Raw genomic sequence first — 19,485 nt, 5'->3', positions numbered from 1 at the left:
CTCATTCATAGCCGAAGACGGAATTGTCGAGTGCTGCTGAGCGTATCTTCAATGGCAGTTTCATTGGTGAGGCAAAAGTGAAAGCGAAAGCTGAATCATGGGTGCCAGAAATCATGCGCTTTCCCAAAAACACTTGCGAGTCTGAGTACGTGAATGAACAGCCTGAAAATAATGGCGGTTTTGAGCAGGTATCCGAGCAGGCTACCTAAAACGCCTGAACATCTTGGAGCTTAATCACCAGGGAGGTCCGTTCCATTGAGAGCGAACCTTCCTGAGTTACGGGTCAACCTGTCATAGTTTTGTGCAACTCGGTTGAAGCGTTGTCCATATCTCATCAATCACCTGTTTTAGTTCAATGAGCGGCAGATCAAGCGAGGCGATAAATGCCTTCCATCGCTGCTTGGCCGCATCATCTTCCGCCATCTCTGCTGAAAGGCCGACCGGACGCTCGATTGGTACTGGAGTGTCTCGGCGCTCAAATGTTGCGGCGATCGCGGCATCAAGCGCTTGCCGCTCTATCTTGAGAGATTTCGGTATGGACCACAAATCGTAAAAGTCTTTCATCCGGCCATTTGCCAAACCCAAAGCGACGATTGCTTGGAACTTCTCTGCGATCACCGTTTCGGGTGGATAGCTCCGGATTTTTGGCTGCTCCATTGCAAGCAGTGAGGGATAATCAATTGTCTGTGTGGCATCGGCGAGTGCATCTCCAAACCCAATATCAAGCGTCACCGGAACGCGAGTGCGTTCTAGATAAGCAGAGGTTTTCAGGCGGATGCCGCCATACTCCATTTCATCGCGGATCGTGCTTGCCACCAGGTTTCGATGTCAAAGACAAGGCCATCACCAGTCTCTGTAGTCATAATTTCTGCAAAGATCGCTTTGATCGCTTCTTCGTCATTAGCGCCAAAGCCGAGAAAGTCGATGTCGCGTGTTTCGCGGTTGCCATGCTCAAGCCATTGGGTCACGAGCATCCCGCCTTTCAGCATGTAGTTTCCGCGATGCGGAGAAACCGACAAACGAAAGAGCAAGCGCTCCAGAGCGTAACGAACCAGAAGCAGGTCGAATGCGCGCCCTTCTTCGCCCGACATTGCGAGAAGTCGAGCTTTGACCGAGGCGGCCATGTTTCTCGGGCCATCAGCCATTGAATGTCAGCGCCTCAAGATATGGTCTCATGATGCGCCAAGCTCCACCCTTGCGTGCAGCTTCTGCAATCGCAGAGGGCGTTGCCTTTCGCTGTTCGACTGCTGCGCGCAGCCCTTCAACCGCGACTGAACGATCAACCAGTTTGCCGTTGCGAAAAAGGTCGGCAAGGGTCTTTGGTACTGAATAGATAGGCACATCTATACCGCAGATAGTGTGATGCTCAATGCCTTGGGTGAGGTATTTGTCAGCGAAGCGCACAATGCGCACCGGCGGAGAGCCTTCTACCGGTTTCCAGTCATTTGTGCCGATTGCTACCCAAGTCTTACGCGGCATCTGATCGGTCAGACCATGCCAAGCGAGCGCTGAAACCATAGCAATCACGCCTTTCGGGATACGCGTAGAGATCTCTGCGATAGTGAGATCACTATCGATATCCGCATCTGGATTTTGATAGAGACCCCGACCGATACGGAGCAGCTCCCCATCGTTGAGCGCGCGCCGGATTGTCGTCCCTGCAATACCTTGCTCGCGGAGATCCTGTGCTCGCAGAATTGTGCCCGCTTTAACGAGAGTTCTTAGCTTTTCTCGTTGGTTGATCGCCTCGACCATTTCGTTCAAAAACCTATAACTAAAATTCATTTAGTTGGAGGTTTTGTAACGAAAGAGTGGTGCAAATGCTAGAGGCAAATTCAAAGCGCAAACATTTCGCTCCCCAGATCTGATCGCAATTCATCCTCTGCATCAAGTCCTCAATCGCACGGCGCAGAGGAGAGAGGACTTTCTCTGATTGAACCGGGACAGTGTCGTCTCGGTCATCAGGAGACCTCCCATGACCAAAGCACGCAAGGCGACATCTGTGTCGCCCGCTCAGCGCATCACCGCTGCAATCATCGAAAAACTCGAAGAAGGTACAAAGCCTTGGGTTCAACCCTGGTACGGCTTGCCTATTTCGCGCCCTTTGCGTTTTTGTGGCACACCATATCGAGGCATGAACACATTTTGGCTTTGGATGGTGGCAGACAGCGCTGGTTTCGCATCGCCCTATTGGATGACCTATCGCCAATGTCAGAAGCTTGGCGGTCAGGTGCGCAAAGGCGAGAAATCGACCATCGCCATCTTCTACAAGAGCTACACCAAGGAGGTCGAAACCGCCGATGGCGAAGAAACATCCGAGAACAGGCGGGTGCTCAAATCCTATTCAATTTTCAATGCCGATCAATGCGACGGACTTCCCGAACTCTATCACCCGCAACCACCTGTCACAGCAGCGGAACCGGAAGGCAGAGAGGAACGCCTTGATCGTTTCTTCGCCGGTGTAGGCGCCAATCTCAGACATCAGGGGGCACAGGCTTACTATGAGCCATCGCTTGATCGCGTGACCATGCCGTCGACCGAGCTCTTTGATGCCTATCATCACTACTACGCGACGCTTGCGCATGAGCTTTCACATTGGACTGGGCATTTCTCGAGACTCGATCGCGATCTCAAGAACCGGTTTGGGAGCCATGCCTATGCCGCTGAAGAACTGATCGCCGAATTGTCTTCCGCCATCCTGGGCGCTGAGCTTGGCTTGCCGGTGACCCACCTTGACCATCACGCGAGCTACATCGCGTCCTGGCTCAAAATCCTCAAGGAAGATGAGCGCGCCATCCTGACAGCAGCCGCCAAAGCCGAAGAAGCAGCCAGTCTCCTGCTCTCGTTGGGCGGCTATGAGGCTGATGCCGAAGCATCCAATGCCGATCTAGCCGACGCGGCCTAAAGGAGGTCATTATGGGACGCTCTGTAAGCCATCCAGCCGGCGCTGTGGTAGCCTTTCGCATGCTCGATCGTGACGGTGAGGATGATCTGCAATGGACCTATGAGTGTTTGGTTGAGGACATTCTTCATTCTGCACGAGATGCCTTTCCCTCACTGGAGCCGTATGACGGATGGCGTGGACGGGAAGATCGCATCCTACTGCGCAATGCCTTCGCCGATTGCGGTATCTCGACCTATTGCGGCCTTGCAGCCATCTGGCTGGCCAGAAGGGATGACAGCCGGTTTTGGGAAGCAGACTGCGACCAGCCGCAAGTCTCGCTGGCTGAACGGTGGATCACACAGGTCGGGCCAAGGTTCGAAAAGCTGTTCGGCGAGCTCAAATTGGTAGGGCGTTTCTCGAATGGAGAAGCGATCTACGAACGCACCTCATCTTGCATTTGACAGGAATTTGTGTATATCTTGCAATTGAAAGGATAAGCTGATGGCGACCAAGCCTCTCCAACTGCAAGCTGACGACGGCAAGGTGCTGACCTCTGCGGTTGCGCGGATTGCCGAGTTTTGGGCGCTTACCAACCCCAAGCTTGGCGCAATCCTTGGTGTTTCGGAATCCACCGCGTCCCGCCTTCGCTCTGGCAAGGCCCAGCTTGATCCTGCGAGTAAGTCTTTTGAAGCTGCTCAGTTCCTTTTGCGTCTGTTCCGCTCGCTTGATGCTCTGCTGGGAAGCGATGATATGTCAGCCCGCGCTTGGCTAAGCACTGCCAATCTCGATCTTGATGCGCGCCCGATCGATATGGTCGACAGCTTCAAAGGTCTCATGACAGTTTGCGACTATGTGGACGCCCACAGAGCTCGCGTCTGAGTTTCGGCGTTATCGTCGCACTGTCTGGCGGGTCGTCGAAGCGCAGCATCGCATATCCACCAATCGCCTGACCTCTGATCTTGCCGAGCAGCAGCGGCTCGAAGAATTGGCCGATGATGTCAAGCCTGACTTGCCTAAGTTAGCACATGGTCTTCACTATCTGCTCGCTTCGCCCTTTCGGTATGGGCACAAAGTCGCCAGTCGGTTCCGCCGCGCCAATGAGCGTCCTGGGATCTTCTATGCCAGCGAAGCGGAAGGCACTGCCATCGCCGAAACTGCCTATTGGCGGCTATGCTTCTTTAGTCGGTCGCCCGGTTTTGTGCCGGGCAATCGAACAAGCGAGCATCTCAGTTTCTCTATCCCCGTTTCTTTGACGCGACTGGCCGACACGACCAGACCACCGCTCGTTCGGGACGCCGAACTCTGGCTCGAACCGAACAATTACTCACACTGTCAGGAGCTTGCTGCCTCTGTCCGTCAGGCAAAAGGTCAGGCTATCCGCGCACGCTCAGCGCGTGATCCGGAAGGCATCAATCTCGCTCTTCTTGACCCGTCCTGCTTTACCAAGGCTGAGCCTGATCACGGCAGAAATTGGCATTTGCGGCATGAAGGTGACCGGCTAACCGCTATTGCTGCCTTTCCTCATGGCGAAGTGCTCAGTTTTACACCTGATCAGTTCGGCCTATCGAGACTGACCTGATCGTCTTGCTGCACGCCTCCTGACCTGTTTGCACCCTCATGCTTCTTCACGCCTAAGGCCTGTTCGCTGGTCCTTCGTGCCCTTGGACCGGTCAGGCATCATCGCAACCTGCGCAAGGCTGCGGCCCGTGTGGCCCGCTCCAGCCTTGCCTTGCGAGGTTTCCCGCTGACGCGGTGCGATGATGCCCTATCCCGGATCCTCCTGGGGCACGGCGAACAGGCCTTTCGCGGAAAAATCTTCTGTGAGGCTTGGCGCCTCATCTCAGGAGAACAATCCCATGTACGACAATCTTGCATCTCAACTGGCCGGACTGGACCCATCAGGTTTCAGCATAGCGCCCGCCCCCTTCAACGATACCGATTTTCCAGCTGAGACTGCTTTGCAGCAGGTCCTCGAAGCCGTTTGGTCCGATCTATTTGCTCTGTTTGCAGATACGGCGCTTGAAGCTGATGCGGAAGATTTGGCCTGGGGCTTTGTGAATTTGTTTCATCGCGCGGCCAGCCGCAAGTCATCACAGCTAGACCGCGCAACTGATGAAATCCGGGCGCTGATTACTTGCGCAGATGGATCGGAGGTTCACTCTTCCAAGCTCGAAGAACAGGTGCTTCGTGCGCAATCGGCTGATGCAAGCATGCAGGCGTTTGAGCAAATGCGTGAAATCGCCGCATGCCTCTACCGCGATGAAACCGGGTCATCATGGAAGCCTGTCGCAGGATCGCGAGCGATGCATTCCAGAACACTTACATCGGCCGTTATTGATGGGCGGGATTTCTTGCGAGCGCGCCGAGAGCGCAGGATGTCAGCGCATTCACCAGAAGGCACGCCTGTGGTGTTTGCAGGTGGACGCAATCGCTTTGCCAGCGACACTGAGGCCAAAACCTATGCAGCCAATATCTGGGCAACCCTCGACAAAGTGAGAAACGTCGTTCCTGACCTTTATCTTGTCCACGGCGGAGATACCAAAGGCGCTGATCGCCTGGCCGCCTCATGGGCCGAGCGCCACGAGGTTCAGCAACTTACCTTCTCGCTCGATCGCCGGTTGGGAGCGCGCGCAGGATTTAAACGCAATGAACAGATGCTTGCGCTTCAGCCTCGTTATGTCGTTGCATTTCCTGGCAATGGTGTAACCGAACGGCTCGTCGTCGAAGCCAGGAGGCAGCGTATCACGATAGTCGACCGCCGCGGCCCCTTGGGCACTTGCCTCAGACGGCAAAGCGAATGATGCTTGCCTATTTTTACTTCACGCACTAAACAACAAGACCAATCAAGCGCTAAACAATGACGCTGAAGTCGAGGAACTCCTTGCAAAACCGCCAGCTTATCTGGGGATACGCCCTGCACTTTGCTTGTGGGCCTTTTGCTCAGACACACGATGCGCTTGTCTTGATATAAAGTGCTTCGCCCTATTCACTGGTCTAAAGACTTGTCTCTATGCTGCTTGATGATCTTCTTGAGCGCTATTTTGCCACTTCGGACATCTCATCAATATCTGCTGATGCTTTGACAGCTGGCATCGAGCATTGTCGTGTCGATTTTGGCCTGACAAAGGATCGCGGCAAACGCTTTGCCCTCTGGGCGCTTCTGCATATGCTGGGTTCAGCGCCTGAGCTTGATGTGGCGTTCGAGGACGAAGAAGATCGGGAAGCAGCGCGCAACTTTATGGTCCTTCTTGCCGCGCCATCTGGCGAAAACAGTGAGTAGCGATCAGTCAGGTCAGACTACCTTTGGTGCGATGGCCAAAACCACAGCGGCTTTCTTGCGCGAACATCCCTTAAATCAGGTCAGCTGAGTACAGCAACCCGTTCCTGCGACGGCCGTGTTGGCGCACCCCCCTTTGCGATTGCTTAACGCAAAACCGGTTCCCGTGTTTGCTGCAATCACTGGGGCACGCCTGCCCGCTCCACCCGTCATGAACAGGTTTCCCTTGGAGCTTCGCTCCTGCGGTGCAGTCCTCCCATGCCCTGCTTCTTTGGTTGGTTCGCAAGCCGCAAGATGGTCTTCGGCTCAAGCAACCCAAAGGAAATTTCATTATGACCAATATCGCAATCCTCACCGGCCGTCTCGCCCGCAATCCTGAGGCTCGTGAAACCAAAGGTGGCACCAATGTCACCGGCATTACTCTCGTCACCGATCGCCCTGCACGCGACAGGGACGGCAAGACCTACAAAGATGAAAATGGCTACACCGCAAAGGAAAGCGAATTCCACCGCGTGACCTGCTTCAACGGACTTGCCAAAACGGTCGAGCAATATTGCTCCAAAGGCCAAATGGTCAGCGTTCAGGGCCGCATCCATTACACCCAATGGGACGATAAAGATGGGGTCACGCGCTACGGCACCGAGATCCTCGCAGACAAGGTTGACTTTCTTTCCGCTGGCAGCGGTTCAAGCGAAAACGACGACAACACGGATGCGCCAGAAATCGACTGACCTCGATTATCAGCCCCATCAGGAGGGCCCTGTCCAAGCTGGACAGGGCCCCTTTTTTGTTCTCTGGTTCTATGGGCGTTGAGGGCTGAGAGATGCGGAGCCTGATTTATCAACCAGGCGCGCTATCGCGTCCTCTTCACCCAGCTTGCCAAGCTCGGTTGCGATTTTGACGAGCCCCTTTTTCGAGAACGTCTCAATCCCTGTCCCAAGGATGGCACGGCCCAGTTCAAGAGACGCTTTTTCTTCAAGTTCTCGCTTGCGTTTGTCCAAAGCAAGCCGCTCGGTTTCGAGCTTCTTCAAAGCAGCAATAGCGTTTCGTTTGGATGGCATTGGAGTTTTTCCTTCACCCCCTCATCTGCACCTCCCATTAGACCTACTGCACTCAGAAGGTGCCTGTAGGAAAGCGCAATCGAGCCGCGAAAAGGGACACTTTGGCTAAAATTGGTAAAGGATGGCTCACGAAACTCTTGAGGGTGATGGGTGCCTCGCTTGCTGCTCAAGGACGGCAGGGACCCACCATTTTGTACTCCCTTCGCTTTCGCTTCGTTCTTACAAAATCGTTACCCCTACCGCCGCCAAGCGGTCGCTCGTCGAGCGATCCTGTGACCCGCAAGCCAAACACCCATCCGCCTTCCTCCTGTCGTTTCACAGACACAACATCAGGAGGTTATCATGACTGGATTTGCATTTGCTCAGACGAACTCGAACAGCTACTTTGAAGCGTTGAAACTCGCCGAGCAGCGCGCGCTTCATAGCTTTTTCGATCAGCATATTATCGCTGATGACGAGCTTGGATATATTGCTTTGGATGAAGGCGACTACAACGCGCTCCCAGATCACGTAATGGCACGCGTGGTGCACACTATTCACGGGGCTATGCTTGATGAGTTTTAGGCCCTGCCTGGGGCAGGAGCCATTATCGGCTCCTGCCCATTCTTATAATCGTATTGCCTGACTTGGCGAGGAAAGAAGAGCGGCTCTCGAGGACGCGCTCGGTCCCGCATCGCTTTTCGCGATGCTCCTGCGGGCGCGGTATCTCCAGCCTGGGCGCCGCAGGCACTTCTGCACGCCAACAGGTCGAAGCGGCGCGAGGCTGCGGAAGCGACAGCCCCCGCTTCCTTGCCTCCCACGCGCTTCTTTGCTGTCAGCTTATCAGAGGTGCGTTTTGGTTCGTGGGATTTGGCGAAAGACAGGCATTCACACTCGCAAGAGATATATGACCTTGCCCTTACCGTCGCTTCCCTGATGGACCTTGCCAGCGCGCTTTGGGATAGAGGCTATCACCCGTATTGAGGGCGTCCGGATCCTTCGCGCTTGGTGGTGCACACACTCGTCAGAACCTTCCTATCGAATGCGTGACAAGAAACAGTCTGGTATGATTTAAGCACATCAGATCATTTGGTTTGTTTATCAGATGTCGGCCTGTTTGGGCGCAAAGAGGCAATGGCCTCTTCTATCGCTTTACGGGCTTCTGGTAAGAGCTCAACATAGCGCATTCGATTGTCTGTTTCATGAGGTATCCGGGCAAGTGCACCGCAATTCTCAAGGAGATCTATATATCTCAATGTCGTTGTCGGAGGAATGCCATCAATGAGACCGAGCATCGAAACAGTGAGCCGTTTTCCCATTTTTTCGGCTTCGAACAATTCAAGCAAAAGCGAAACTTCCGGTTTGAGCGAGCCAGGCATTTCGAGAGCGAATGCAATGGCACCGGCAGACTGTCTGAACGTGCGAAGATCGTCGACAACCGGATCGTTTCGAAAACGCGTTTCGGCAGTTTGCGAATGTTTGAACTGGCGCATTAAGTTACTCCTAACGGTCCTTAGGAGGTATTACTTAAAGCGCGGCAGCTATGTCATGTCCCGCGACTGCGTGACCAGTGGAACTACCTAGCCACGCGCACGTTCATCATTGGTTGGGCATCATCCATTGATTGCTATCAGAAGGAACTCACTTTGCCGAAGGCAAGTAAAAGTCATTTGTCTGATCCTTCTGCGGCGCGTTCACAGCCAAAACGGAAAGAAGGAGCAATCTCACTCACGCGCAGGCTTCTGACCGAAGCGCGATCAAACGGCGCTGTTTCCATCATCTACTATTATGCGCATAGGTTCTCGGATTTTGGTTCCACCCTTCCCTATCTTCATTTCGAAACCGGCAAAGTGACAGCGCGTCAGGAAGTCCCTGCGCACCACGCAGAAGTCATGGCCCGTTGTCATGACTACATAATCGATATGGGAAAGCCGATAATTCTCTCAGAAGTCTTGCCCATTTTTGCCAGAGCCGAGCCAGAGCTCACAGACGAAATAATGACCAAGGCCAATAAGCTGGGTGTCTATGACCAGTATATGATCCCAGTCTTTGGTCCATACGATATCGACGGGGTCATCGCTTTCGGGTTCGAGAAAAAGTTCTCTCGCGAAAATAGAGACACAATGAGGGCTCTCGAGGCCGCCGCGGCAGCATACCATAACCGTATCGTGCGCCATTTTGGCAAACACGAAGCTGATGTCGAATTATCTGCGCGGGAAAACGAAGTTCTAACCTGGATTGCGAGGGGCAAAACCAAAAGCGAGATATCCACCATCCTCAGTATCAGCGCAGCGTCGGTCGATACTTATGCGCGTCGCATTTATGAAAAGATGGGGGTCAACGACCGAGTCACCGCTGCTGTAGCGGGAGTGACACGAGGTCTCGTGAAGCCCACATAAAGGCAGCTACTGTCCCAAAAATAGCATAAGCAAAGCGGGCTGATGAACATCGCCACACGATCAGGACCGAGCCGAAGCTGGGTCCGCAAGGAGCGCGACCACAGCCTTAAATATCAGGCGGTCGCAAACCCTCTATCCCTGCTTGCAATCAGTCAGGAATGGCTATCGCAACTCTCTCGACGACGGCCCGGTCTTCTTCGCTAAGAAGTTCGTCAAAGATGATGTCGAGCTCGCTTTCACTCATCTCTTCCAGGCTGGTCTTTGCGCTAAGGAATACGAGCAAAGCGATGCGAGCGAGCTCATCAAGATCAGTCTCGCCTATCTTTGTTTGCTCCGGTCCAAGAGCGCGTAGCTCTTCGGCCCTGATGAGAACGGTACGTCGAGAAGCTGTCGTCATGAGGTTATTGTACATAGGAGATGCTCGATAGCTACGTTTTAAATCGCAGCCGGAGGATTTGCTTTTGGCACATCTGTGTAACGCGACTGAAGCAGCATAAATCACAGCCCGGCATCCTTGCGTTGTTGGCGTGATCTGTGCCTCTCAATCACACTCGAAAGCGCAGATCGGTTATCCGAAACCGAAGGGGTACAATCATCACAACGAATGCCTCCGAAAGAGCGAGCTTCAAGCTTTGTTTTGCAGCTCAGAAAGTCGCGATATGTTGTTGAGCGCCCGCTCCCTTTGTTGCCGCTTGAATGTAAGCCCGGAACGAAACTGATGTCTGGCCAGGTGCGAGGACGCATCGTTTGACATCGCACAACATCGGTTGAATTCCTCTGCGCGTTCTGTCCTCTTTGGAGCAGCGATTGCACACTTATCCAGAGCCTTTTCGCTCGGCAGCAAGCCCCTTGGCAGCGACAAGCAAACTGGTACTAATCGCGAGTTTACCTGCAGGTTTGGTTGTTGCTCGCGCTCAGAAAGTTGGCTCTCCAATTCGATGCCTTGAACATTACTCTTTGATGTCTGGAACCTGACCCGCAACTGGAAACTGATCGGCACACCGTACGCAGCGGGTGCTGCATGAAAAGATCTTGAAAGCATCGAAATTGCAGTGGGTTATGCTCTCAATCCTCAAAGCGGAACTTTTGAGTGAGGAGCAACTCGGTCGAAGGTTTTGGTGAGTTGATTCGTGTTGAATTTCGATAGATAGCTGAAAAGCTTCGGAAAAATTGCGCTTTCCTACACCCTTGGTCCCGACTTAGAGTGGCTCTCGCCTTCCGCAGGGTGAACCAGGTCCTTTTGAAAAAAGGAACTTGGATTCATGCATAGAGACATTCGTCTTCAAACCTACGTTACACCTCTCATCGCCGAGTGGATTAGGTCGCAGGCTGAGAAACGTCGGGTCAGTACAAGCATCGTCATTGGCGATTGCATCTTCGATGCGTGGCAGCGCGATACCGAGACTGATCTAAAGACCCCGGCGAGTGATCCGGTGCGCCAGAATATCTTCATTACCGTCGCGTTGGATGCGCTGCTCACGCACCATGCTGTGCCCGATTTACGTGAGCAGACGGTCGCCGCCTACCAGCGTCGCTTGGAGCGTTTGGGGCTCGTTGCGCCGCGCCCGCAAAGGGGGCAGCGATGAAGCATAATCTCGTCAACTTCACTCGCGGAAGCCAGCTGCTTGGGCACTTCGGCTTTATGTTTGCAGCCGGGCTCAAAGGCCCGCTCATCATCACCGTGCTGGTCATTCTAGGGCTGGTCTATTGGGAGGTAACAAGCAGCCTTACCGAACATCAAACCTACCTCGTTTGGATGCATGTCTACTCCTCCTTCTATGCCTTTATGGAGTTCGATCCCGGCAAACTTGTGAACCTTACTTTGGCCGATGGAAGCCTGGTCGCGTTCCCGATGGGCGTCGTCACACACTACCCGCCGATGAAGGAGGCGATGACTGCTTTTGAGGGAGCTGTGAAGGCTGCGTTTTTCACATCCTCTTGGGTGCTAGTTCCCGCCTTCATCGCCTTCTGGTGGGTGGCTGAGCACTTCGGTTGGCGCTCGAAACAAAGGAAGCATGTGCGCGGCGCATCGCTTGCCAGTCTGGCGGAACTGGAAAGCGAAATCGACGATTACAATCGGAGCGAGCGCGCACGCGAATACGGTTATAACATTGGTTGGAAATGGCGGCTTGCAGGTAGCAGCGCGCTCGCTTCGGCAGGATTTTACACTCCTGCGCATCTCGCAGGCGTAAGCTGGCCCTGGCGCAAAGAGCAAAGCCACACCATGCTGGTGGGCACCACGGGTACAGGTAAGACCGTGGCCCTCTTCGAGCTTCTCTCCGAGGTCAGGCAAAGGGGTGAACGCGCCGTCATTTTTGATCTGACCGGTGCGTTTATCGAGAGCTTCTTTGATCCTGAACGCGATATCATTTTGAATCCATTGGACGCGCGCTGCCCCAGCTGGAGCGTCTTTGACGATTGCACATCGCGCGCGGAGTTTCATGCAGCTGCAGAGTCGCTTGTGCCCCATGATGGCGGCGGCTCAGAACAGTTCTGGGTTCTCGCCGCTCGCACGCTCTTTGTCGAAACTTGTATTAAGCTAAAGGAAGCCGGGCGCGGCACCAACACCGCGCTTGCCGATGAATTGATGAACGCAGATTTGTCCGATCTGCACCGCTTGGTTGAAGATACAATGGCCGGACCGATCAGCACGCCGGCTGCCGCTCGTATGGCGGAATCGGTGCGCGCGGTCTTCAATGTGAATGCCAAAGCGATGCAAATGTTGCCGCAGTCAGGCGACGCCTTTTCGGTTCGACAATGGGTCAAGGGCGATAGTGAACCAGGCTCCTTTTTGTTCTTGTCAGCGCGCTATGTGGATATGAGCGTGCTCTCGCAATTGCTGACGCTTTGGCTCGACACAGCAATCAACACGCTGATGACGGGACGCCGTACGCGCGATCTCAAACTCTGGTTCTTGATCGACGAGCTAGGCGCGCTTCATCGTCTGCCTTCGCTTGAGAAGGGTCTTCAGACCGCGCGAAACTTCGGCGGCGCAATCGTCACGGGTGTTCATACTTTCGCCAAACTCAAAGAGGTTTATGGAGAGAACATGGCGATGACCTTGTCCTCGCTTGCCAGGACCAAGCTGATCCTTGCCACCGCTGATCGCGAGACCGCGACATGGTGTTCAGACATCATCGGTCACCGTGAGGTTCGCGAGATGGAAGAAGGCTATAGCTATGGCTACAACAATGCTCGCGATGCGGTCAGCCTGACCCCGCGTCGACAGGTTGTCCCGCTGCTCTTGCCTGACGAGTTTATGGGCCTTCCCAGCCTTGAGGGCTTTATCAAGTTTCCGGATGGATTTCCGGCTGCACCTGTTTCTTTGCAGCCTCAAGATTGGCCGCGCCTGGTCGAAGGATTCATTCCGCGCGAGGACGCTGAAGGATCAAAAGCAAAGCCCAAGACGGCCCCTTCGAACCGCGATGAAGAGACTTCTGAAGGAAGCGCTGCAGACCGCAGTGATGAGGGCGATCCGCGCAAGATGAAGGAAGCTAAAGATCAGAAGAATGAACCAGCCAAGCAGCGCAAAGCCAAGCTTCGAGTGCGCGGTAAGAGAGCAAAGAATGGCAAGGGAAAGCGCTCTACGTCTCGCAACAAAGCAAAGCTGAAAGAAGCCGCCGAGGCTCCGCTGCAGAGCAAGGAAGCAGCCGCTCAAGGAAGACCGCAAGGCGAGCTCCCCTTGCAAGATCAAGAGGACGAGAAGCGTGAGGCAGACGCTTTCAAAGAGGCCTCCCCTCGCAGCGATCGGCCTGATCCTGACGCTGCGCAGCGCGAAGGCGATGAACGAGCTAAAACAGACAAGGCGCTTCAAGAAGAGCAGCAGCGCGCGCTTCTAGGGGGCGCTGCGCGTGAAGAATTCGATCACGATCTCGGCGATTTCGACGCAGAGATGTGAAACGCGGCATTTGGGGAGGATTGAGGGGCTCCAATTGAGTGAGGTTTATCCATGCTCTCTGTTGCCAATGTTCGTTCTTCGTCAGCGGCGGCCAACTACTTCGCGTCCGACAATTACTACGCCAAAGCCGATGCGGATCGCTCGGGCGAATGGCTTGGTGAAGGCGCGAAGCGACTGGGTCTCGATGGCAAGGTGGAAGCCAAGGCCTTTGACGCCCTGCTGCGCGGTGAGCTTCCGGATGGAACACAAGTTGGCAACCAAGGCCAGACCCATAGGCCCGGTACCGATCTGACCTTTTCCGTCCCCAAGAGCTGGTCGCTTCTTGCGCTCGTTGGCAAGGATGAGCGCATCATCGCAGCCTATCGTGAGGCGGTCCTTGAAGCGCTTCAATGGGCCGAGAAAAACGTCTCTGAAACCCGCATCATGGCCAAGGGCAAGGTGCAGACCCAAAAGACAGGCAACCTGACGATTGGGCTTTTCCAGCACGACACCAATCGAAACCAGGAACCCAATCTGCATTTTCACGCGGTCATTGCCAATGTGACGCAAGGCAAGGATGGCAAATGGCGAACGCTGAAGAACGACCAGCTTTGGCAGCTTAACACCACGCTCAATTCCATCGCGATGGCGCGCTTTCGCGTGGAGGTTGAAAAGCTAGGCTATGAAACCGGCCCAACCCTCAAACATGGCAATTTTGAAGCGCGCGGGATTTCGCGCGAAGATGTCATGGCCTTCTCTTCGAGACGCAAAGAAGTGCTCGCAGCGAGGCAAGGCCCAGGGCTTGAAGCCGGGCGGATCGCTGCGCTCGACACCCGTTCAGCGAAAGCGCCGATCGAGGATCGCGATACGCTTGGCGGCATGTGGCAAGAGACAGCGCAGTCTATTGGACTCGATCTAGCACCTATGGTCGAGCGCGCGCGATTGCGCTCTTTGATGCCTGAGAAGCCACACTCAGGATTTACCACTCTGGTGGAACGGGGCCGCGCCTGGCTTGCCAAATTTGCGAGCCATGTTCGAGGAGAAATAGAAGATCCCTTGGTGCCCGCTTCGGTGCTTAAACAGGACAAGCAGACAATTGCCGCCGCGCAAGCCGTTGCCTCAGCCGTGCGTCATTTGTCGCAGCGCGAAGCCGCATTTGAACGCGAAGCGCTCTACAAGGCGGCTCTCGATTTTGGCCTGCCAACAACGATCGGAGCAATCGAGACGCGAACCCGCGCGCTCATCAATTCCGGGCATCTTCTAGTCGGACGCGGCGAGCATCAGGGCTGGCTCGCTTCACGCGAAGCGATTGAAACCGAGCAGCGGATCATCGCTTCGGTTGGAACAGGAAAAGGAGAAGTTAAGCCCGATCTGGGCGGTGAGGAGGCTGAGACCCGCGTGCAGGCTTCAGCCGAGATTGGGCACGGGTTTAGACTGAATGCAGGACAGCTCTCCGCGGCTCGCCTTATCCTGACATCTTCGGATCGAACGATCGCAGTCCAAGGGGGCGCAGGCGCTGGCAAGAGCAGTGTTCTGGGGCCGGTTGCCAAAGTGCTTGGTGAAGAAGGACGGCCCGTCATCGGCCTCGCGATCCAGAACACGCTCGTGCAGATGCTGGAGCGTGATACGGGGATTAAGTCGCAAACGCTTGCCCGGTTCCTCGGAGGCTGGAAGCCTCTGCTTGATGAACCCACCAGTCACACTCTCAAGGCTGAGGCCAGGCAGGCGCTCGCAGGCAGCGTTCTGATCCTCGACGAGGCTTCCATGGTTGCGAACAGTGACAAGGAGAAACTCGTAAAGCTCGCCAATCTGGCGGGTGTCCATCGGCTAGTGCTAATGGGAGACCGCAAACAGCTAGGGGCCGTTGATGCCGGCAAACCGTTCGCGCTCCTGCAAAAGGCCGGTATCGCACAGGCCAATATGACCACCAATTTACGTGCGCGCGATCCCGTTGTTCGCGAGGCCCAGGCCGCTGCGCAAAAAGGCGATGTGAAAGCAGCGCTTGCTAGGCTTGAGGGCCATACGATTGAGGCGAAGGGCGATGGCGCGATTGTGGCGGCCGAGCTGTGGCTTTCGCTAAGGCCAGAGGACCGGGAGCGCACATCAATCTATGCTTCGGGACGTCGCCTTCGTTCCGCCGTCAATGACGCGGTGCAGACAGGTCTTCTTGAAAGCGGCCAGATCGGCCCGGAGAATGCTCAGTTGACGGTGCTCGACCGCGTAAACGCCACTCATGAAGAGCTGCGCCATCTTAGCGCCTATCAGAAGGGGCGCATTGTTGAGGTTTCCAGAAGACAAAAGGCGCTCGGCCTTATGCCCGGACATTATCGCGTCTTAGGCAGCGATCCGAAGCACAAGAAGGTCACGCTCCAAAATGCGCGCGGAAAGACATTCAGCTTTGATCCTGCGCGGCTAAGAGCAAACAAGTTCAATCACAGCCTGGCCCTTTTCAAAGACCGAAAACTCCAACTCCACACGGGCGATAGGATCCGCTGGACGCGCAATGACCACAAGCGTGGGCTGTTCAACGCTGACCGGGCAAAAGTCATCGCGATCGATAAAGGCAAGGTGACTGTTGAGACCTCTAGGGGTGACGAGGTTAGGCTTGGCAAAGATGATCCTATGCTCAAGCGCCTTGATCTCGCCTATGCGCTCAATGCTCATATGGCGCAGGGCCTCACCTCGGATCGCGGGATTGCCGTGATGGATAGCAAAGAGCGCAATCTTGCGAACCAGAAAACCTTCTTGGTCACTGTGACACGGCTTCGCGACCATCTGACCTTGGTGTTGGACAATAAGCAGAGGCTGACAGCAGCTGTTGCATCCAACAAAGGCGAAAAGGCGTCTGCGCTTGAGGTGACGTCCCGCCTCAGAACCGCAGTAAAGACAGGCGCTCGGCTCCCAGGGAACGAACAAAACGCCGGGCTACAAAATCAAGACAGAAAGGCAGAAAAAATTCGCTCGATAGACATCGGTCTTTGACAAACCTGATCCAGCCTTCGCCCGTTTTCAAAGGCAGTTTCCAAAAACAGGGCCAAGCGTGCTTGCGGTAAATTGTACACGCAAGAGCATCCCGGCAAAGTGAATTGGAGGAAGTGTGGTGAGCCATTCAAGACCAATGACCGGCTCACCACGCAATCGAGAGGTCCACTCTCAAGGCGTTGAATAGCTGCGAGAAGTTAAGCACAAATGAATCAATCGATGACAATCACGGGTTGGTGTGAAAAATCCGGGATCGAGAAGCCTTGGGACATCTGCATCTTCCTTCACCAAGATCAGCGCGCTGCATCTCGCGCCAGTGCATGGGTTTCCAGCGCCAGACAGAGCAAAAGCCAGACCATTGTGACCTGATAGATCGCGGTGCGAAGAGGATAGTCCACGATGGATGCGAGACCCACGATTGCAAAGACGCCGAGCCAGAAAAAGATCGCAGCTCTATCGTTCTTTCCATGTTGCCAAAGAAGAGCGATCCTCTTTGCGATCCAAACGAGAAGCGCGAGCAAAAGTGCGATGCCGCCTACGCCTGCCTCCAGGACAAATTGCGCCCAATCATTGTGCGCCTGATTAACAAAGGCTGGCATCAGCAAAGCTGTGGGCTCATAAATATGGTAAAACTCGGCAAATGCGCCGACACCAATTCCCAAAAGCCAGTTTTCCTTGATCATCTCCCAGAGAATTGGTCCGAGCTCCCAGCGCAGGTCCTCAAAGCTGTCTTGCGATAGGATGCCATCAAAACTGGGGCTGCGATCCAACCAGATAAACAGACCAACCGTGACCAATACCGAGACCAAAGCAATTGCCGCTGCCGCTCTTGCTTGAAGTTGGCTGGCGACCACCTCCCGCTTCGTGCTGCGGCCACTACGCTTGAGGTTTGCAGTTGGATCGAGGAAAAAATGACTGACGAACATGGCGCTCACAATGAGCGTCGCAAGCAAGCTGCTGGCAAGAGCAGCGCGCGAACCTCCAATAATCGCACTCACCAGAAATATGAAAAAGCAAGCGGCAAAGAAAATGGCCCGGGAACGGTCTTTGTGTTTTCCCATCAACTGGGAACTTCGATAGCCACATATGAGCATGGCCAAAGACGAAAAGACACCCGAGTGGTTCTCATTTCCGAAAATTCCATCAGCCCTCCCCGAACTAACGGAGTAGAGATAAAATTCTGATTGATAGCCAGACAACACCTGCACGATCGTCAGAGCAACATCGGCGAGCGCCACAAAAATGATGACATTGAAAAGCCTTTTTGCCGATATCTTGAGCGAGAGAGCCAGTAACAAGGCTGTAGCCGGAACGATGAGGCTAAACAGAGCATCAAGCGTGCGTGACGGCACCCACGATATAGGGCGCCACACGCCCTGAAGCCCGACTGCATTCTCAAGTTCGATAAGGTCCGCACGGCCCGGCAAGGCTTGCCACAAACCTGAAGGTAAAGGAACCGCCTGCACAGCCAGCAAAAGCGCTAACCCTGCGAGGAGCAACAACAAAGTGCGTCCAGGCACGAAGGCCTCTCTCGATCCGAGATAGAATACTGGTCCTAGGAACAGAGCCGCCATTGGCCACATTATGGTCGTTTGAACCATCGCGATCTGGGAGCTGCCACCAAGGAGGATAAGCGGAAAGCAAAAAGCAGCAAGCCATGCATAGGCAGCGATAGGCACAGGAGTCACTTTCTTTCGCTGCCTCAATTCTTGCGGTTTGGATGACATTTATTGACCTATAACGTGAGGAAAAATTTGGCGTATGGCACAGCCAGTGGGCGCAAGTTTTGCACCCAAACCTATTCACTATCTGCTGCGCGACGTCGCTATGGAGAAGTCGGAAAGGGTAAGGCGCAAGTCAGGTTCTCCGCGAAATGCCCTTGCGCGAAACACTATTGTAGGATCTGAACAATCGATAAGCTGAGGTTCAATCGCCAGCTGGTTCAACCCTTCTTCCAAGTCTTGAGAAAGAACCGGAGCCTGTGTTCCCGGACAGGTGAGATTAAGAACCAGATTGCCAGCTCTGAGCGAGCGTGACGATCGTACGCTCACGCGGCCAGAATTGGACAAGTCTCTTCGATCAAGCGTCTTTCGCGCTACATCGCCTCCGTGGCCTGAGCGCACATAAACATCAACGCTATTGAAAGACGAGGATGGCTCGGCGCGCATGTCTGAAGATGATGCCAGATACCAGTCAAAGGGCGGAAATGTATCCGTCCAACTCATAGCGCTGCCCGCGGTCGAGACACGCTCCTCCTTTGCTGAAACTCTTTGATAGATCTCTCGCGCGGCGGTCAGCTCCCCTTGCCCTGCTAGCCCCCCGATAAGCCGGCGATTGAAATCAACATTATCAAATCCCAGCCTTTTATGCATGAGTGCCAGTGTCGGGCGAGCTTCAGCATTGCCTGCGGCAAGCAGCAGGAAACGCTCCTGCCATGGCGCGGTCAAATCCAGGATCTGAAGGAATTCGCCTGCTGCCTCAGGCTGTGCCATCGCTTGAAGCAAAAGAGGAAAAAGTTCCTGAGATCGCTGCGGCCTGACGCGCAAAATCGCATCAATTGCCGATGCAGCGCCCGACAAACTCTCGTCTTCGATCGCTTGAGAAAGCGCTGCTGTCTGAAGGCTCATCTCCCGCTGATTGAGCTTTAGAGCAGGTTCGAGAACAGCATTGCGTTCTCTGCCTTCATCAGCCGAAAGCGCAAGAATAGCCCATGACTTGGGCACGAGCGGCTCGCTGCGAAAGGATGATAACGCCAGCTCACGCACTGATTGGGCAGCGCCCTGCGTTTCAGCTGGATCCTGAATGTTTTCGCGCAACTGAGCATAGGCAACCCGCTCCATGGCATGTCCTTTACGGACGCTCGCATTGACAACATTTTCTGGTTGGACGCGCAAAAGGATTGCAGTAAAAGATTGATATCCAAGGATCGTTGCTATCGCCAAGCAAAGGATGCAAGAGACAGCCAAGCGGGGCAGGTTCCACGAGTGTGTTGTTGTTTGTGCCATGACCCAGCGCAATAAGACGTA

The 19,485-nt window shown here is 54.5% G+C and carries 20 protein-coding genes; 12 read left to right on the top strand and 8 right to left on the bottom strand.

Annotated elements, in window-relative coordinates; genetic code table 11:
• Positions 1-291: 291 nt before the first annotated feature.
• From INR77_RS04740 to INR77_RS04730, 3 genes are read right to left on the bottom strand one after another with little or no spacing between them, the layout of a single operon-like run.
• Positions 292-792: a nucleotidyl transferase AbiEii/AbiGii toxin family protein gene (locus tag INR77_RS04740; protein ID WP_223072792.1), complete on the bottom strand. Its 501-nt coding sequence runs from the start codon at positions 790-792 to the stop codon at positions 292-294.
• Positions 768-1,145, bottom strand: a complete 378-nt coding sequence (locus INR77_RS04735; protein WP_223072790.1) for a nucleotidyl transferase AbiEii/AbiGii toxin family protein — start codon at positions 1,143-1,145, stop codon at positions 768-770. The genes INR77_RS04740 and INR77_RS04735 overlap by 25 nt, the downstream gene beginning before the upstream one ends.
• Complete coding sequence (locus INR77_RS04730; protein ID WP_223072788.1) at positions 1,138-1,785, bottom strand: AbiEi antitoxin N-terminal domain-containing protein; 648 nt, start codon at positions 1,783-1,785, stop codon at positions 1,138-1,140. The genes INR77_RS04735 and INR77_RS04730 overlap by 8 nt, the downstream gene beginning before the upstream one ends.
• A gap of 190 nt (positions 1,786-1,975) precedes the next feature.
• Here INR77_RS04730 and INR77_RS04725 point away from each other — a divergent pair, with 190 nt between their 5' ends.
• From INR77_RS04725 to INR77_RS04695, 7 genes are all read left to right on the top strand, one after another.
• Positions 1,976-2,905 carry an ArdC family protein gene (locus tag INR77_RS04725; protein ID WP_223072787.1) on the top strand — a complete coding sequence of 310 codons (930 nt, stop codon included), beginning with the start codon at positions 1,976-1,978 and terminating at the stop codon, positions 2,903-2,905.
• An 11-nt stretch (positions 2,906-2,916) separates the two neighbouring features.
• Positions 2,917-3,345 carry a hypothetical protein gene (locus tag INR77_RS04720; protein WP_223072785.1) on the top strand — a complete coding sequence of 143 codons (429 nt, stop codon included), beginning with the start codon at positions 2,917-2,919 and terminating at the stop codon, positions 3,343-3,345.
• Between the two features lie 40 nt (positions 3,346-3,385).
• Positions 3,386-3,763, top strand: coding sequence for an MbcA/ParS/Xre antitoxin family protein (locus tag INR77_RS04715; protein ID WP_223072784.1), 378 nt, complete (start codon positions 3,386-3,388; stop codon positions 3,761-3,763).
• A complete protein-coding gene (locus tag INR77_RS04710; RefSeq protein WP_223072782.1) occupies positions 3,735-4,463 on the top strand; it encodes an RES family NAD+ phosphorylase in 729 nt (242 codons plus the stop codon). Before INR77_RS04715 ends, INR77_RS04710 begins: the two co-directional genes overlap by 29 nt.
• Before the next feature lie 277 nt (positions 4,464-4,740).
• Positions 4,741-5,685, top strand: a complete 945-nt coding sequence (locus INR77_RS04705) for a DUF2493 domain-containing protein (protein WP_223072781.1) — start codon at positions 4,741-4,743, stop codon at positions 5,683-5,685.
• A 209-nt stretch (positions 5,686-5,894) separates the two neighbouring features.
• Entirely contained in the window at positions 5,895-6,164 is a 270-nt protein-coding gene (locus INR77_RS04700) for a hypothetical protein (protein ID WP_223072780.1), read from the top strand.
• Positions 6,165-6,493: 329 nt separating this feature from the next.
• Positions 6,494-6,892, top strand: coding sequence for a single-stranded DNA-binding protein (locus INR77_RS04695; protein WP_223072778.1), 399 nt, complete (start codon positions 6,494-6,496; stop codon positions 6,890-6,892).
• Between the two features lie 69 nt (positions 6,893-6,961).
• Here the strand turns inward: INR77_RS04695 and INR77_RS04690 are convergent, their stop codons facing one another.
• Entirely contained in the window at positions 6,962-7,222 is a 261-nt protein-coding gene (locus INR77_RS04690) for a DUF6437 family protein (RefSeq protein WP_223072777.1), read from the bottom strand.
• 342 nt (positions 7,223-7,564) lie between these two features.
• Here INR77_RS04690 and INR77_RS04685 point away from each other — a divergent pair, with 342 nt between their 5' ends.
• Positions 7,565-7,786: a hypothetical protein gene (locus INR77_RS04685; RefSeq protein WP_223072775.1), complete on the top strand. Its 222-nt coding sequence runs from the start codon at positions 7,565-7,567 to the stop codon at positions 7,784-7,786.
• A 500-nt stretch (positions 7,787-8,286) separates the two neighbouring features.
• Here INR77_RS04685 and INR77_RS04680 read toward each other — a convergent pair whose 3' ends face one another.
• A complete protein-coding gene (locus INR77_RS04680) occupies positions 8,287-8,694 on the bottom strand; it encodes a hypothetical protein (protein ID WP_223072774.1) in 408 nt (135 codons plus the stop codon).
• Positions 8,695-8,871: 177 nt separating this feature from the next.
• On the opposite strand from INR77_RS04680, the gene INR77_RS04675 reads away from it, so the two are divergent.
• Complete coding sequence (locus INR77_RS04675) at positions 8,872-9,600, top strand: helix-turn-helix transcriptional regulator (RefSeq protein ID WP_223072773.1); 729 nt, start codon at positions 8,872-8,874, stop codon at positions 9,598-9,600.
• 148 nt (positions 9,601-9,748) lie between these two features.
• On the opposite strand, the gene INR77_RS04670 is transcribed toward INR77_RS04675, so the two are convergent.
• Positions 9,749-10,012 carry a hypothetical protein gene (locus INR77_RS04670; RefSeq protein WP_223072772.1) on the bottom strand — a complete coding sequence of 88 codons (264 nt, stop codon included), beginning with the start codon at positions 10,010-10,012 and terminating at the stop codon, positions 9,749-9,751.
• An 850-nt stretch (positions 10,013-10,862) separates the two neighbouring features.
• Between INR77_RS04670 and INR77_RS04665 the strand changes: the two genes are divergently transcribed.
• From INR77_RS04665 to mobF, 3 genes are read left to right on the top strand one after another with little or no spacing between them, the layout of a single operon-like run.
• A complete protein-coding gene (locus tag INR77_RS04665) occupies positions 10,863-11,186 on the top strand; it encodes a hypothetical protein (RefSeq protein ID WP_223072771.1) in 324 nt (107 codons plus the stop codon).
• Positions 11,183-13,498 carry a type IV secretion system DNA-binding domain-containing protein gene (locus INR77_RS04660; RefSeq protein WP_223072770.1) on the top strand — a complete coding sequence of 772 codons (2,316 nt, stop codon included), beginning with the start codon at positions 11,183-11,185 and terminating at the stop codon, positions 13,496-13,498. Before INR77_RS04665 ends, INR77_RS04660 begins: the two co-directional genes overlap by 4 nt.
• 51 nt (positions 13,499-13,549) lie before the next feature.
• Complete coding sequence (mobF, locus tag INR77_RS04655) at positions 13,550-16,459, top strand: MobF family relaxase (RefSeq protein WP_223072769.1); 2,910 nt, start codon at positions 13,550-13,552, stop codon at positions 16,457-16,459.
• A gap of 293 nt (positions 16,460-16,752) precedes the next feature.
• Here the strand turns inward: mobF and INR77_RS04650 are convergent, their stop codons facing one another.
• Positions 16,753-18,186: an O-antigen ligase gene (locus INR77_RS04650; protein ID WP_223072768.1), complete on the bottom strand. Its 1,434-nt coding sequence runs from the start codon at positions 18,184-18,186 to the stop codon at positions 16,753-16,755.
• 78 nt (positions 18,187-18,264) lie between these two features.
• Positions 18,265-19,299: a hypothetical protein gene (locus INR77_RS04645; RefSeq protein ID WP_223072767.1), complete on the bottom strand. Its 1,035-nt coding sequence runs from the start codon at positions 19,297-19,299 to the stop codon at positions 18,265-18,267.
• Positions 19,300-19,485 lie beyond the last annotated feature (186 nt).

The sequence above is a fragment of the Erythrobacter sp. SCSIO 43205 genome (assembly GCF_019904235.1).
Taxonomy (GTDB): Bacteria; Pseudomonadota; Alphaproteobacteria; order Sphingomonadales; family Sphingomonadaceae; genus Erythrobacter.
Note: the sequence above shows the minus strand (reverse complement) of the source record. Positions and strands in the feature narration are given on the sequence as shown.